Raw genomic sequence first — 13813 nt, 5'->3', positions numbered from 1 at the left:
CACCGCGCGCCGCGCCGCGCCCGGCCGGGTGGCGCGTTCTTGCGGCGGGGCGGGGCCTGGGGGAAGATCGTTCCGCCCAGGCGTGACCAGCCTGCCCCGGCCGAATGCTCCCCGCGCCCCGTGCAGGATCCGCCATGCCGCGCACCGCCATCGTCATCTGCACCTACAACCGCCCGCTGCCGCTGAAGCGCGCGGTGGAGAGCGCCCGCGCCCAGGCCCTGCCGCCGGGCTACGAGGCCGAGGTGCTGGTGGTGGACAATTCGCCCGAGGGCAATGCCCGCCAGGCCGTCGCTTCCATGGCGGAGGGGCCGGGCCTGCCGCTGCGCTATCTCGGCCTGCCGCAGCCCGGCGTCTCCCAGGCGCGCAATGCCGGGGTCGCGGCGACCCGCGGCGAGACGCTGATCTTCCTCGATGACGACCAGTGGTTCGACCCGGGCTGCGTCGCCGCCCTGCTCGCCACCGCCGAGGCGAGCGGCGCCGACATGGTGTTCGGCCCCGTCCTGCCGGATTTCCCCGGCGGCGCGCCCAGCTGGGACCCGACCGGGCATCATTACCGCCGCCTGGTACACTGGCCGACCGGCACCACCATGCCGCTGGGCCACAGCAACCCGGCCGGCGGCCGCTGGATCGCCACCGGCAATCTGCTGCTGCGCCGCGCCACCTGCCTGGCCGAGCCGGTGCCCTTCGACCCCTCGCTCGGCATCTGCGGCGGCGAGGATTACGACCTGTTCGTGCGGCTGCACCGCCAGGGCCGCCGCATGGTCTGGTGCGCCGAGGCGGTGGCGCATGAGGAGGTGCCGGAAGGGCGCACGCGGCTCGGCTATTTCCGCCGCCGCAGCTTCCATGCCGGCAAGCTCTACGGGATGGTCACGCTGCGCCACAGCGCCTGCCGCCCCTGCACCGCGCTGAACCTGACGGCGCGCGCCCTCGCGCAATGCGGCGTGGCCGCGGCGCGCTGGGCGGGCGCGGTGCTGACGCGCGAGGCGCGCGCCGAGCGCCATTCGGTGAAGCTGGCCGAGGTGGCCGGCAAGCTGGTCTGGTGGAGCCTGTCCCGCCGGAGCCCCTGGTGAGCGCCCCCGCCATGCCCGACACGCCCCTCCCCCAGCCCGATGCCGCGCCGTCGCGCCGCGCCGGGCAATGGCTGCTGCTGGGCTCCTCGCCCGGCGGCTATGACCATCACTGGATCACCCGCTTCGTCTCGCCGCTGCGGCACCGCTTCTTCGACCTGCACGCCGATTACGACCATGACCGCTCGCGCCGCGCCACCTCGGGGCGGCAATGGCTGGACTATCTGCGGCATGCCGGGCGCGGGCTGCGCGCGGCGAATCTGTCGCGCGATCCGGGGGCGGGTCTGCTCACCGTCTTCCCGCAGCTGGCGCTGATGGCGGGGCTGCTGAAGCGGCTCTCCGGCAGCCGCCGGCCGATCATCGCCTGGAGCTTCAACCTCGGCCAGCAGCATGGCGGGGCGAAGGCCAGGCTGGCGCGCTACGGGCTGCAGGCGGTGGAGCGTATCATCGTGCATTCGCGGCGCGAGATCGCTTCCTATGCCGAGGCCTTCGGCCTGCCGCAGGAGCGTTTTGTCTTCGTGCCCTTCAGCGTCAACGCGCTGAACCCGACGCTGGAGGAAGACTCGAAAAAACCCTTCCTGCTGGCGATGGGCAGCGCCAATCGCGACTACGCCACGCTGTTCGCCGCCATGCGGGAGCTGCCGGAGGTGCCCCTGGTCGTCGTCGCCGGCCGCCACGCGACCGAGGGGCTGGAGCTGCCGCCCAATGTCACGCTGCGCAGCGGGCTCTCGCTCGCCGAATGCCATGTGCTGGCGCAGCGCGCACGGCTCAGCGTGGTGCCGACGGCGAACCGCTTCTCCGCCTCCGGCCAGGTGACCTTCATCGAGGCGATGATGTTCGGCCGCTGCTGCATCGTGACGGAATCGATCGGCGCCGAGGATTACGTGCAGGACGGGGTGAACGGGCTGCTGGTGCCGCCCGGCGATCCGGCGGCGCTGCGCGACGCCATCGCCCGCGCCTGGGAGGATGCGGGGCTGCGCCAGCGCCTCGGCGCCGAGGCGCGGCGCCACGCGCTGGAGCACTGGACGCATGAGGCGGCCTCGCGCCAGCTGGTGGCCTTCTGCGACGCGCTCTCCACCCCGCGCCCATGATCGCCAAACTGAAAAAGCTGCTGCCGGAGAAGGCGCTGGCGCTCGACATGGGCGTGCTGTTCAGCGGCTTCACCCTGCAGCTGCTGACGCAGATCGGCTGGCTGGTGCTGGCGCTGCGCGTGCTGGGCCCCGGCGGCTACGGGCTGTTCGCCAGCCTGACGGCGGTGACCATCGCGCTCTCCAGCCTGGTCGGCCTCGGCAGCGACCAGCTGCTGATCCGCCACGCCGCCGGCGACCGTGCAGCTTTGCCGCGCTGGACCGGCCACGCGCTGCTGGCGGCGACGCTGACCGGCCTGCCGCTCGGCCTGCTGCTGCTGGCACTGCTGCCGCTGTTCGAGATCGGCGCGATCGGGCTCTGGCCGCTGGCCGCGGTGCTGGCGGCCGACCTGCTGTTCGGCCGCTACGCCAATCTCTGCACCATGATCTACATCGCCACTGGCCAGGCCGGGCGGCAATCGCTCGCCACCGTGCTGATCGGCGCCATGCGGCTGGCCGCCATCGCGCTGGCCTGGGCGGCGCATGCGGCGCTCGGCAGCGGGCTCAGCCTGGGCGAATGGGCCTTCTGGTATCTTGGCGCCTCGGCGCTGGCGGCGCTCTGCTGCCTGGCGCTGGTGGTGCGCGACCATGGCTGGCCGGTCTTCGCCTGGATCCATGGCAGCTGGCGCGAGGGCCTCTCCTTCGCCGCCGAGGGCACGCTGCAGGCCTCGGCCGCCGATCTCGACAAGCCGATCGTGCTGGAACTGGCCGGGCCGCACGCCGCCGGCCTCTACGCCGCCGCCTTCCGCATCATCGGCACGCTGTACCTGCCGATCCGCGCGCTGGGCTACGCGCTCTATGGCCGGCTGTTCCGCATGGCCGCCGGGGACCGCGCCGGCTACGGGCTGCGGCTGCTGCCGGTGGGGCTCGGCCTCGGCCTGGCCGCCGCCCTCGGCGTGCTGCTGTTTGCCGACCTGCTGCCCTGGATCTTCGGCGCCGCCTATGCCGAGCTGCCGCCGCTGCTGCGGCTGATCTGCCTGACCCCCGCCGCCTATGCCGCCTTCTACATCGGCGCCGATGTGCTGAGCGCGACCGCCCGCCAGGATCAGCGCCTGGCCGTGGTGGCGCTGTCGCTCGGGCTGACGCTGGTGCTGTGCTGGATCGCCGTGCCGATCGGCGGGATCGAGGCGGCGGCGCTGGCCCGGCTGGCGGTGATGGCGCTGACCGCCGCCCTGGTCTGGCTGCTGGCGCTGCGCCGCCCCCCTTCAAGCTCTGGCCCCGCCGCATGACCGAGACCCTGCCCACGCTCGACACCAGCCCGGCCTGGGCCGGCGCCACGCCGCGCCTGTCCATCCTGGTGCCGACCTATGACCGCGACATCCGCCCCCTGGCGGCCGAGCTGCTGGCCGACATGGCGGCGCTGCCCGAGCCCGGCGCGGTGGAATTGCTGGTGCTGATCGACGGCAACCCCGCCCTCACCGGACAGGAAGAAATCCTGGAAGAGGCCGCGCAACGCGGACAGGCCGCAGGCCTGGCCAACTCGGAAAAAAATCTGGGCCGGGCGGGGGCGCGCAACGCGCTGGCGGGGCTGGCACGCGGCCAGGCGGTGCTGTTCCTCGACGCCGACAGCCTGCCGGACGCGCCGGGCTTCGTCGCCCGCGCTTTGGCGGCGGCGGCGGCGCATCCGCGCGCCGTGGTCTGCGGCGGCCGCAGCGGCCAGCGCCTGCCCCCCGTGCCGGCCGACAGCCTGCTGTTCCACACCCACAGCCAGAAGCGCGAATGGCTGCCGGCCGAGACCCGAAACCGCGACCCGGCCGGCCATTTCCTCTCGGCCAATTTCCAGCTCGGCCGTGACCTCTTCCTGGCCAGCCCCTTCGACGACCGCTTCCGCGGCTGGGGCTGGGAGGACACGGAATGGGCGCTGCGCATCGGCCCCCACGCCCCCGTGCGGCACATCGACAACAGCGTCAGCCACATGGAATTCCACCGTGACGCCGACTGGCTGGGGCGGCTCGACCGCTCGGTGGAGAATTACCGCCTGCTGTTCCAGGCGCACCCCGAGGCCGTGCGGCGCCACCGCATCTTCCCGCTGATCCGCGCGCTGCGGCCGGTCGGGCAATGGCGCTGGCTGCGGGGGCTGCTGTGGCATCTGGCGCTGTGGCGGGCGCTGCCGCCGGCGCTGCGCCTGCACATCGCCAAGCTGAGACAGGCCATGGTCTATGGCGCCATCCTGGAACCGCCGCCGACCCACTGAAGCGCCCCGCCTTGAGGGGGCTCCGCCCCCTCAAACTCCCCCCATCTTTTTCTTGGGCAGGGGACGGGGTCCCCTGCACCCGCCTTCGGTTTGAGTCGATATTGTGCGCCTGCGTCGCCATCACGGGCGCGTGATTTACTCTACGATAACCTCACGAAAGCGAGAGTGCGCCCGCCGATCCCCGGCGAAGGAGCACCCCTCATGCTGCGCTGCCTGCACCTCAAAGCCTTGTGGAACTGGCTTTCCCCCCGTGGCTACCGGCCGGAACGCCGCTACATGCGCGGCAGCCGCCCCGGCTGATCCACCCCACCCCCGGTTGCCCACCGGCCACCGCCGCCTTCAAATACCCGTGCGCGGGAAGAAGGCAGAGGGAGAGCCAGGAGGATGGGCAGCGGGTCGAGACCAGCGGCGCCGCCAGCACGGCACCGCATCGGCGGAATGCCAGGACGGCAAGCCGCATCACCCTTCCACAATCCGGTGTTTCCCGTGAAAACGGCGCAGCCCAGGCGGTCGCGTCGCGTTGCGCATTGCACGTTTCTCCCCGCAGGTTCCGTCGGTTTTCCGCTTCCAAGCCGGAAACAAGACAGTTTAAGCTTCAAAGAAATAGGGGAGATCGGGAGATGATGGACAGGCGTGGCTTCGGGCTTGGCGTCCTGGGCGCGGCGGCGGCCGCCCCCCTGCTGGCGCGGCCGGCCCTGGCGCAGGGCGCGCCGCTCAAGATCGGCATGGTCACCACCCTCTCGGGCCCGGGCGGCTATCTCGGCCAGGACATCCGCGACGGCTTCGCGCTGGCCGCCGAGATGCAGGGCGGCAAGCTCGGCAACACCGCCGTGCAGCTTCTGGTGGAGGACGACGCGCTGCGCCCCGGCCAGGGCAAGCAGATCGCCGAGCGCTTCATGAAGAATGAGCGCATCAAGCTGCTGACCGGCATCGTCTTCTCCAACGTGCTCGGCGCCGTGGCGCCGGACGTGCTGGACGCGGGCGGCATCTATGTCAGCCCCAACGCCTCGCCCTCGACCTTCGCGGGGCGCGAGTGCCACCGCAATTTCTGGTCCATCGCCTGGCAGAATGACGGGCTGCACGAGAGCGCCGGCCAGGCCGCCGTCAATCTCGGCTACAAGCGCATGTTCATCCTCGCCCCCAACTACCAGGCGGGCAAGGACGCCATCACCGGCTTCAAGCGGCTTTACAAGGGCGAGATCGTGGGCGAGGTCTACACCCGCCTCGACCAGACCGACTACGCGGCCGAGATGGCGCAGATCCGCGCCGCCCAGCCGGATGCCGTCTACCAGTTCCATCCGGGCGGCCTCGGCATCGCCTTCCTGCGGCAATACGTGCAGGCCGGGCTGCTGGCCAACATCCCGATGGTGCTGGCCGAGCCGTCGATGGACGCCACCACCCTGGCCGCGGTGGGCGAGGCCGCGCTCGGCATCCATGTCACCGCGCACTGGAACACCGATTTCGACAACGAGGCGAACCGGCGCTTCGTCTCGGCCTTCATGGCCAAGCACAACCGTATCCCGACCTACTACGCCCAGCATGGCTACGACACCGCGCTGGCGATCGGCGCGGCGCTGGCCGGCACCGGCGGCCGGGTGGACGACACCGAGGCCTTCCGCCGCGCCATGCTGCCGGCGAAGTTCGAGAGCCCGCGCGGCAAGTTCGCCTTCGGCCCCAACCAGCACCCGGTGCAGGACTGGTTCCTGGTGCGCGTCGAGCGCGGCGCCGACGGCAAGCCCGCCCTGGTGACCAAGGAGCGCGTGCTGGAGAACCATGGCGACGCCTACGCGTCGCAATGCCGCCTCTGACCGGGCCGGCGCCGGGGCGGACGCCCCGGCCCTCCCTGTCCTGACCGCAAGGACCGGCGGGCGCGGCCCGCCGGCGGCTTTCTGGAGAACCGCATGGCCCTGCTGCTGGAGCAGCTCCTCAACGGCCTGCAGCTCGGCGTCATGTTGTTCCTGCTGGCGGCGGGGCTGACGCTGGTCTTCGGCATCATGGGCGTCATCAACCTGGCGCACGGCTCGCTCTACATGGTGGGCGCCTTCGCCGCCGCCTGGGTGGCGGCCGAGACCGGCTCGGCGCTGCTCGCCACCCTGGCCGGGCTGGCCGCCGCGGCGCTGGCCGGCATGGCGGTGGAGTTCCTGGTGCTGCGCCGCCTCTACGCGCGCGACCACCTGGACCAGGTGCTGGCCACCTTCGGCCTGATCCTGTTCTTCAACCAGGCGACCGTGCTGCTCTTCGGCCGCCAGCCGCTCTTCGTGGACATCCCCGCCCCCCTGCGCGGCACGGTGGAGCTGCTGCCCGGCCTGCCCTACCCCGCCTACCGCCTGGCCATCATCCTGGTCGGGCTGCTGGTGGCGGGCGGGCTGTACTGGCTGATCCAGCGCACCCGCACCGGCATGCTGGTGCGCGCCGGCGCCACGCACCGGGAGATGGTGCGCGCCCTCGGCGTCGATGTGCGGCTGCTCTACACCCTGGTCTTCGGCCTGGGCGCGCTGCTCGCGGGGCTGGCCGGGCTGATGGCCGGGCCGCTCTTCTCCGTCCAGGTCGGCATGGGCGAGCAGATCCTGATCACCACCTTCGTCGTCGTCGTCATCGGCGGCATCGGCTCGGTGCGCGGCGCGCTGGCCGGGGCGATGCTGGTGGGCCTCGTCGACACGCTGCTGCGCGCCTACCTGCCGGCCACGCTGCGCGGCGTCATGCAGGGGCCGGACGCCGACGCGCTGGCCGCCGGCCTCGCCTCCATGGGAGTCTATCTGCTGATGGCGCTTGTGCTGCTGCTGCGCCCGCGCGGCCTGTTCCCCGCCCATGCGTAGCCGCCTGCGCGCCCGCCTGCCCTCGCGCGACGCGGTGGCGCTGGCCCTGCTGCTGGCGCTCGCCATCGCCCTGCCCTGGCTGGCCGAGGCGCTGGGCAGCCCGGCCAGCATCGGGCTGGCCACCCGCATCGCCATCTACGCCATCGCCGCCAGCGCGCTGAACCTGGCGCTCGGCCAGGGCGGCATGGTCAGCTTCGGCCACGCCGCCTTCTTCGGCCTCGGCGGCTACGCGGTGGGCATCCTCTACGCCCACTGGTCCTGGCAGGAGCCGCTGCTCGGCCTGATCCCGGGCAGCGTCTCGCTCCCCGTCACCCTGCTGGCGGCGGTCGGCCTTGGCGGCGTCGCGGCGGCGGTGATCGGCGCGCTCAGCCTGCGCACCAGCGGCGTGCCCTTCATCATGATCACCCTGGCCTTCGCCCAGATGCTGTTCTTCCTGTTCGTCTCGCTGAAGGCCTATGGCGGGGATGACGGGCTCAGCGTGCGCCGCCAGGGGGAGTTCCCCGGCCTGTCGCTGCGCGACCCGGCGCAGCTCTACTGGCTCTGCCTCGGCCTGCTGGTCGCCTGGCTGGCGCTGCTGCGCCGCGTCACCCGCTCCCGCTTCGGCCAGGTGCTGGGCGCGGCGCGGCAATCCGAGCGCCGGCTGCGCGCCCTCGGCGTCACCCCCTACCCCTACAAGCTGGTGGGCTTCATCCTCTCCGGCATGGGCGCGGCCCTGGCCGGCGCGCTGATGGTCAACCAGGCGCGCTTCGTCAGCCCCGACATGCTGCACTGGACCAAATCGGGGGAGCTGATGATCATGGTCATCCTGGGCGGCGTCGGCACGCTGCTCGGCCCGGTCTTCGGCGCCGCCGCGCTGGTCGGCCTCGAATCCCTGCTCTCCTCCTGGACCGAGCACTGGCAGGTCATCCTCGGCCCCATCCTGCTGCTGGTCGTGCTCTTCGCGCGCGGCGGGCTGATGGCGCTGCTGCGCCGGGCGCTGCCGGCATGACCCCGCTGCTCACCCTCGACGGGCTGCGCAAGAATTTCGGCGGGCTGCGCGCCACCGACGACCTCTCCCTCACCGTGCTGCCCGGCGAGCTGCACGCGCTGATCGGCCCCAACGGCGCCGGCAAGAGCACCGCCATCGGCCAGATCACCGGCGAGATCGCCCCCGATGCCGGCCGCATCCTGTTCGACGGCCAGGACATCACCCGCCTGCCGGCGGCGCGCCGCGTGCGCGCGGGCCTCGCCCGCTCCTTCCAGATCGTCCAGCTGCTCGACGAAGCCAGCGCCGAGGACAATGTGGCGCTCGCCGTGCAGGCGCATCAGGGCCATTCCTTCCGCTTCTGGCGCGCCGCCGCGCGCGACGAGGGGCTGCGCCAGCCCGCCCGCCTCGCCTTGCTGGAGGCCGGCCTGCCGCCCGCCCGCTGGGACCTGCCGGTGGCCGGCCTCGCCGCCGGCGAGCGCAAGCAGGTCGAGCTGGCCGTGGCCCTCGCCCTGCAACCCCGCCTGCTGGTGCTGGACGAGCCGATGGCCGGCCTCGGCCCCAGCGAATCCCGCGCCATGACCGAGACCCTCGCCCGGCTGAAGGGGAAGATCGCCATCCTGCTGGTCGAGCACGACATGGAGGCGGTCTTCGCCCTGGCCGACCGCGTCTCCGTCCTCGTCTATGGCCGCTGCATCGCCACCGGCGACCCCGAGGCGATCCGCGCCGACCCCGAGGTGCGCGCCGCCTACCTGACCGAGGAGGAGGCGGTCTGATGCTCCAGATCTCCGGCCTGCGCGCCGGCTACGGCGCCAGCGAGGTGCTGTTCGGCGTCGAGCTGACCGTGGGCGAGGGCGAGGTCGCCACCCTGCTCGGCCGCAACGGCATGGGCAAGACCACCACGGTGCGCGCCATCATGGGGCTGAACCCGCCGCGCGGCGGCGAGGTCACCTTCCGCGGCACGGCCCTCGCCGGCCGCCCGCCCGAGCGCATCGCCCGCCACGGCATCGGCCTGGTGCCCGAGGGGCGGCAGGTCTTCCCCACCCTCTCGGTGCGCGAGAATCTGGTCGCCACCGCCGCCAACCGCACCGGCCAGCCCTCGCCCTGGACGCTGCGCCGCATCTTCGACCTCTTCCCCCGGCTGGAGGAACGCGCCGGGCAATCCGCCCGCACCCTCTCCGGCGGCGAGCAGCAGATGCTGGCCATCGGCCGCGCCCTGATGACCAACCCGCACCTGCTGATCCTGGACGAGGCCACGGAAGGCCTGGCGCCCGTCATCCGCGCCGAGATCTGGAACACCCTCGCCGTGCTGAAGGGCGAGGGACAGTCCATCCTGGTCATCGACAAGAACCTGGCCGCGCTGACCCGGCTGGCCGACCGGCACCACGTGCTGGAAAAGGGCCGCACCGTGTGGAGCGGCGACAGCACCGCCCTCCGCGACAATGCCGAGGCGGTGAAACGCTGGATCGGCGTCTGACCACAGCAGAAGCGGCAGGGGGCGCCGCCCCCCTCTGACGCAGTGCGTCAGAGCCCCGCCGGGGTGGCAGGGCCACCCCGGACCCCGCCAACAGGAAGAAAACCGATGCAGGCGACCTATCGCGGCATGGACCGCGCCACGCTGGACCGCGAATACAACGCCCGCGCCACCGTGCCCGATGTCGGCCCCTTCCTCGCCGAATACCGCCGCCGCACCGACGCCGCGCGCGCCAGCCTCCCCTGCCGCACCGACATCCCCTACGGGCCGACACCAGACGAGCGGCTGGACATCTACCCCGCCGCCACGCCCGGCCCGGCGCCCGTCTTCCTGTTCATCCATGGCGGCTACTGGCGCGCGCTGGATTCCGCCGATTCCGGCTTCATGGCGCCCTACCTCACCGCGCGCGGCGCCTGCGTGGTCGCGCTGAACTACGCCCTCGCCCCCGGCGCCTCGCTCGACGAGATCACCCGCCAGTGCCGCGCGGCGCTGGCCTGGGTCCACGCCAACATCGCCGCGCATGGCGGCGATCCGGCGCGCATCCACCTCTCCGGCAGCTCGGCCGGCGGGCATTTGGCCGCCATGCTGATCGCCGGGGGCGACTGGCCGGCCGCCTTCGGCCTGCCGCCGCGCCCCGTCGCCGGCGCCACCCTGCTCTCCGGCCTCTACGACCTGGAGCCGATCCGCCTCTGCCACGTCAATGACTGGCTCGCGCTCGACGAAGCCGCGGCCCGCCGCCTCTCCCCCCTCGCCTTGCCGCCCCCCGCGCCCATCCCGGTGGTGCATTGCGTGGCCGCGACCGAGACGGCGGAATTCAGGCGCCAGACCCACGACCACGCCGCCTTCTGCGCCCTGGCCGGCTGCACCACCCACAGCATCCCGGCCCCGCCCGGCTCCAACCATTTCGACCTGCCCTTCGCCCTCTGCGAGGACACGCCCCTCTCCCGCGCCACCCTCTCGGTGATGGGCCTGGATTCGAAAAGCCTGTAACCGGATCGCTTTTTGACAGCCGCGCCCCGCTCTGCTCCCTGCCGCCCCTTTCGCAACCGGGAGAAAAGCGCATGTCGGATGGCTGGACCGAGTCGGCCGGGGCCTGGCTCGGGGAAATGGGCGACCACGGCGACTACGCCCGCCGCTTCGTGCTGGACCGGCCGATGCTGGCCCGCGCCACCGCCTCCGGCGCGCGCGAGGCCCTCGATATCGGCTGCGGCGAGGGCCGCTTCTGCCGCGCCCTGCGCGCCGCCGGCATCGCCGCCACCGGCATCGACCCCACCCCCGCTTTGCTGGACGCCGCCCGCGCCCGCGACCCCGGCGGCGACTACCGCCCCGGCCGGGCCGAGGCGCTGGACTTCCCCGATGCCAGCTTCGGCCTGGTGGTCAGCTACCTGACGCTGATCGACATCCCCGACCTCGCCGCCGCCGCTTCCGAGATGGCGCGCGTGCTGGCCCCGGGCGGCGAGCTGCTGATCGCCAACCTCAACCCCTTCATGACCGCCGCCTCCCCGCACCCCCGCATCCGCGACGCCGAGGGGCGCGAACACCTGCGCGTCGACCGCTACCTGGAGGCCCGCGCCGAATGGGTCGCCTGGCGCAATATGCGCATCCGCAACTGGCACCGGCCGCTACAGGACTACATGGCGGCCTTCCTCGGCCAGGGCCTGGTGCTGCGCCACTTCGCCGAGCCCGCCCCCTGGGGCGGCGACCCCGCCATGGCCACGCGCTACCGCCGCGCGCCCTGGTTCCACATCATGGCCTGGGGCAAGCCTTGAGCCTGGGGAGGCGCCGCCTCCCCAGACCCCTCCGCCGGGGTGGCAGGGCCACCCCGGACCCCGCCGCCAGTCAGGTCAACGTCACACGCGTCAGGCCTTCTTCCTGCGATACGCTCAGGCCCAGCGCCTCCAGGCCCTGCAGGGCCGCCGGCGGCGCCGCCCAGGCGGCGGTCAGGCTGGCCCCCTCCAGCACCAGCACCGGCTTCACCCCGCGCGGCAACGCCCGCGCGCCCCAGGCCAGGTCGATCAGCGCGATATCCACCGCCGGCCGCTGCGGCGCGATCATCGCGCTCGACCGCACCTCCACCACCACCGGGCGCCCCGCCGCCTGCGCCAGCACCGGCCGCACCGCCTCCAGATACTTGGCGGAATCCACCGCCGGCTGCTCGGCCGGGCGGCCGATGCGCAGATAGGCGCGCAGCAGGGCCTCCATGTCCTTCGCCCCCTGGCTGGCGCGCTGCAGCCGCAGCGTCGCCTTGTCCTCCGGCGGCAGGGTGGAGATCACCGAATCGAGGTTGGCGTGCAGCACCATGAACAAATTGTTCAGCGCGTGCTGCATCGGCCGCGCCAGGGCGGCCAGGTTGCGGGCGCCGGGATTCTCCTCCCCCGCCGCGGCGTCATCGCTCATGGGCGAAGCTCCTCCAGGATGTCGTGGAACAGCCGGGCGGGCAGGCTGCCGCCGCTGACGCTCTCCATCGGGCTGCCATCGTCATTGCCCAGCCAGATGCCGATGACCAGGGACTCGGCGAAGCCGATGAACCACGCATCGCGGAAATCCTGCGTCGTGCCGGTCTTGCCGGCGACCGTGAGGCCCGGCACCGCCGCCGCCCGGCCCGTGCCCTGCCGCACCACCGCCCCCAGCATGCGCCGCATCGCCGCCGCGTGCTCCGGCGCCAGCGCCCGCCGCGGTGCCTCGCGCGGCACCGCCAGCAGCCGCTCCGCCGACTCGGCCCGCGCCACGCCATAGGGGGTGACGCGCAGCCCGCCATTGGCGAAGGCCGCATAGGCGGCGGTCATGTCGAGCAGCGTCACCTCCGCCGTGCCCAGCGCCAGCGAGGCGTTGTTGGGGAAGTTGCCCTGCACGCCGAGCCGCCTGGCCACCTCCGCCATCGCCCGCGCGCCGCCGCCGCGCTGCATCACCCGCACCGCGGCGGTGTTGACGCTGTGCGCCAGCGCCTCCTCCAGCGAGATCTCGCCGCGGCTGCGCCAGCCGCCATTGCCCGGCGACCAGCGGCCGAGGCTGAGCGGCGTGTCCGCCACCCGCTCCTCGGGCCCCGCCCCCTGCTCCAGCGCGGCCAGGAAGGCGAAGGGCTTGAAGGCCGAGCCGGGCTGCCGCCGCGCCATGGTGGCGCGGTTGAACGGGCTCTGCCGGTAGGCGCGGCCGCCGGCCATGGCGCGCACCGCGCCGTCCCGCGCATCCAGCACCAGCACCGCCCCCTGCCCCACCTGCGCCGCCTGGCCGGGGCCGGAGAGCAGCGCCTCCAGCCGCGACTCCACCGCCGCCTGGGCGCGCAGGTCGAGCGTGGTGCGCAGCACCAGGTCGCCGGTGCCGGGATAGTCCTCGGCCAGCCCGTCCTGCACCCAGTCGGCGAACCAGCCCGCATCGCCCGAGGGGCGGCGCGGCAGGCTCATCCGCTCCGCCTCCTCCGCCGCGCGGCGCGGCGTGATCAGCCCGGCATCGGCCATGGCGGCCAGCACGTCGGCGCCGCGGCGCATCGCGGCTTCCGGCGCGCTGCGCGGGTTCAGGCGCGAGGGCGCCTTGGGCAGCCCGGCCAGGATCGCCGCCTGCCACAGCGTGACGCGCGCCGCCGGCACGCCGAAATACAGCCGCGCCGCCGCATCCACCCCGAACGCCCCGCCGCCCAGATAGACGCGGTTCAGATAGATCTCGAGCAGCTGGTCCTTGGTGAAGCGCCGCTCCAGCCACAGCGCCAGCAGCGCCTCCTGCACCTTGCGGCGCAGATGGCGCTCGGGTGTCAGGAACAGGTTCTTGGCCAGCTGCTGCGTCAGGGTGGAGCCGCCCTGCACCACCCGCCCGGCCCGCCAGTTCGCCAGCGCGGCCCGCGCCAGCCCGATCGGGTCCAGCCCGAAATGGCTGCGGAAGCGCCGGTCCTCCACCGCCATCAGCGCCGCCGGCAGATAGGGCGGCAGCTCCGCCAGCCGCACCCGCTCGCCATAGAGATCGCCCGAGGTGGCCAGCAGCCGGCCATCGGCGGCCTCCAGCGTCACCGAGGGGCGGCGCGTGGCGGCCAGCGCCGCATCCGGCCGCGGCATGTCCCAGGTGAAGAACAGCAGCGCGATCCCCAGCGCCAGCCCGCCCCAGATGCCGAGCAGCAGCAGCGCCCGCAGCAGCCGCAGCAGGAAGGGCCGCCGCCGGCGCTGCGGCAGTGCCGGGGCCGGCG

At 73.2% G+C, this 13813-nt stretch carries 13 protein-coding genes; 11 read left to right on the top strand and 2 right to left on the bottom strand.

Annotated features, from left to right (window positions below; genetic code table 11):
- The first annotated feature begins 134 nt into the window (after positions 1 to 134).
- From HMPREF0731_RS14505 to HMPREF0731_RS14450, 11 genes are all read left to right on the top strand, one after another.
- Positions 135 to 1070 (top strand): glycosyltransferase family 2 protein, encoded by a 936-nt coding sequence (locus HMPREF0731_RS14505; protein ID WP_007004910.1) that lies wholly within the window; start codon positions 135 to 137, stop codon positions 1068 to 1070.
- Entirely contained in the window at positions 1067 to 2158 is a 1092-nt protein-coding gene (locus HMPREF0731_RS14500) for a glycosyltransferase family 4 protein (RefSeq protein WP_157136131.1), read from the top strand. Before HMPREF0731_RS14505 ends, HMPREF0731_RS14500 begins: the two co-directional genes overlap by 4 nt.
- On the top strand, positions 2155 to 3423 hold the full coding sequence (locus HMPREF0731_RS24405; protein ID WP_007004908.1) for a lipopolysaccharide biosynthesis protein: 1269 nt from the start codon (positions 2155 to 2157) through the stop codon (positions 3421 to 3423). The genes HMPREF0731_RS14500 and HMPREF0731_RS24405 overlap by 4 nt, the downstream gene beginning before the upstream one ends.
- Positions 3420 to 4388 (top strand): glycosyltransferase family 2 protein, encoded by a 969-nt coding sequence (locus tag HMPREF0731_RS24400; protein WP_007004907.1) that lies wholly within the window; start codon positions 3420 to 3422, stop codon positions 4386 to 4388. The genes HMPREF0731_RS24405 and HMPREF0731_RS24400 overlap by 4 nt, the downstream gene beginning before the upstream one ends.
- Before the next feature lie 620 nt (positions 4389 to 5008).
- On the top strand, positions 5009 to 6196 hold the full coding sequence (locus HMPREF0731_RS14480; RefSeq protein WP_007004905.1) for an ABC transporter substrate-binding protein: 1188 nt from the start codon (positions 5009 to 5011) through the stop codon (positions 6194 to 6196).
- A gap of 93 nt (positions 6197 to 6289) precedes the next feature.
- Positions 6290 to 7204 carry a branched-chain amino acid ABC transporter permease gene (locus HMPREF0731_RS14475; protein WP_007004904.1) on the top strand — a complete coding sequence of 305 codons (915 nt, stop codon included), beginning with the start codon at positions 6290 to 6292 and terminating at the stop codon, positions 7202 to 7204.
- Positions 7197 to 8192, top strand: coding sequence for a branched-chain amino acid ABC transporter permease (locus HMPREF0731_RS14470; RefSeq protein ID WP_007004903.1), 996 nt, complete (start codon positions 7197 to 7199; stop codon positions 8190 to 8192). Before HMPREF0731_RS14475 ends, HMPREF0731_RS14470 begins: the two co-directional genes overlap by 8 nt.
- Complete coding sequence (locus tag HMPREF0731_RS14465; protein ID WP_007004902.1) at positions 8189 to 8944, top strand: ABC transporter ATP-binding protein; 756 nt, start codon at positions 8189 to 8191, stop codon at positions 8942 to 8944. The genes HMPREF0731_RS14470 and HMPREF0731_RS14465 overlap by 4 nt, the downstream gene beginning before the upstream one ends.
- Positions 8944 to 9645, top strand: a complete 702-nt coding sequence (locus tag HMPREF0731_RS14460) for an ABC transporter ATP-binding protein (RefSeq protein ID WP_007004901.1) — start codon at positions 8944 to 8946, stop codon at positions 9643 to 9645. Before HMPREF0731_RS14465 ends, HMPREF0731_RS14460 begins: the two co-directional genes overlap by 1 nt.
- Positions 9646 to 9750: 105 nt before the next feature.
- On the top strand, positions 9751 to 10632 hold the full coding sequence (locus HMPREF0731_RS14455) for an alpha/beta hydrolase (RefSeq protein WP_007004900.1): 882 nt from the start codon (positions 9751 to 9753) through the stop codon (positions 10630 to 10632).
- A gap of 71 nt (positions 10633 to 10703) precedes the next feature.
- Positions 10704 to 11411: a class I SAM-dependent methyltransferase gene (locus tag HMPREF0731_RS14450; protein WP_007004899.1), complete on the top strand. Its 708-nt coding sequence runs from the start codon at positions 10704 to 10706 to the stop codon at positions 11409 to 11411.
- Positions 11412 to 11481: 70 nt separating this feature from the next.
- Here HMPREF0731_RS14450 and HMPREF0731_RS14445 read toward each other — a convergent pair whose 3' ends face one another.
- Together HMPREF0731_RS14445 and HMPREF0731_RS14440 are read right to left on the bottom strand one after the other, a co-directional pair.
- Positions 11482 to 12039, bottom strand: coding sequence for a hypothetical protein (locus tag HMPREF0731_RS14445; protein WP_040613384.1), 558 nt, complete (start codon positions 12037 to 12039; stop codon positions 11482 to 11484).
- Positions 12036 to 13813, bottom strand: a 1778-nt coding sequence (locus HMPREF0731_RS14440; RefSeq protein ID WP_007004897.1) for a transglycosylase domain-containing protein, incomplete at its 5' end; no start/stop codon positions are given. The genes HMPREF0731_RS14440 and HMPREF0731_RS14445, both read right to left, overlap by 4 nt.

It is taken from the genome of Pseudoroseomonas cervicalis ATCC 49957, from assembly GCF_000164635.1.
Lineage (GTDB): Bacteria > Pseudomonadota > Alphaproteobacteria > Acetobacterales > Acetobacteraceae > Pseudoroseomonas > Pseudoroseomonas cervicalis.
This window is presented reverse-complemented; position numbering and strand designations above follow the sequence as displayed.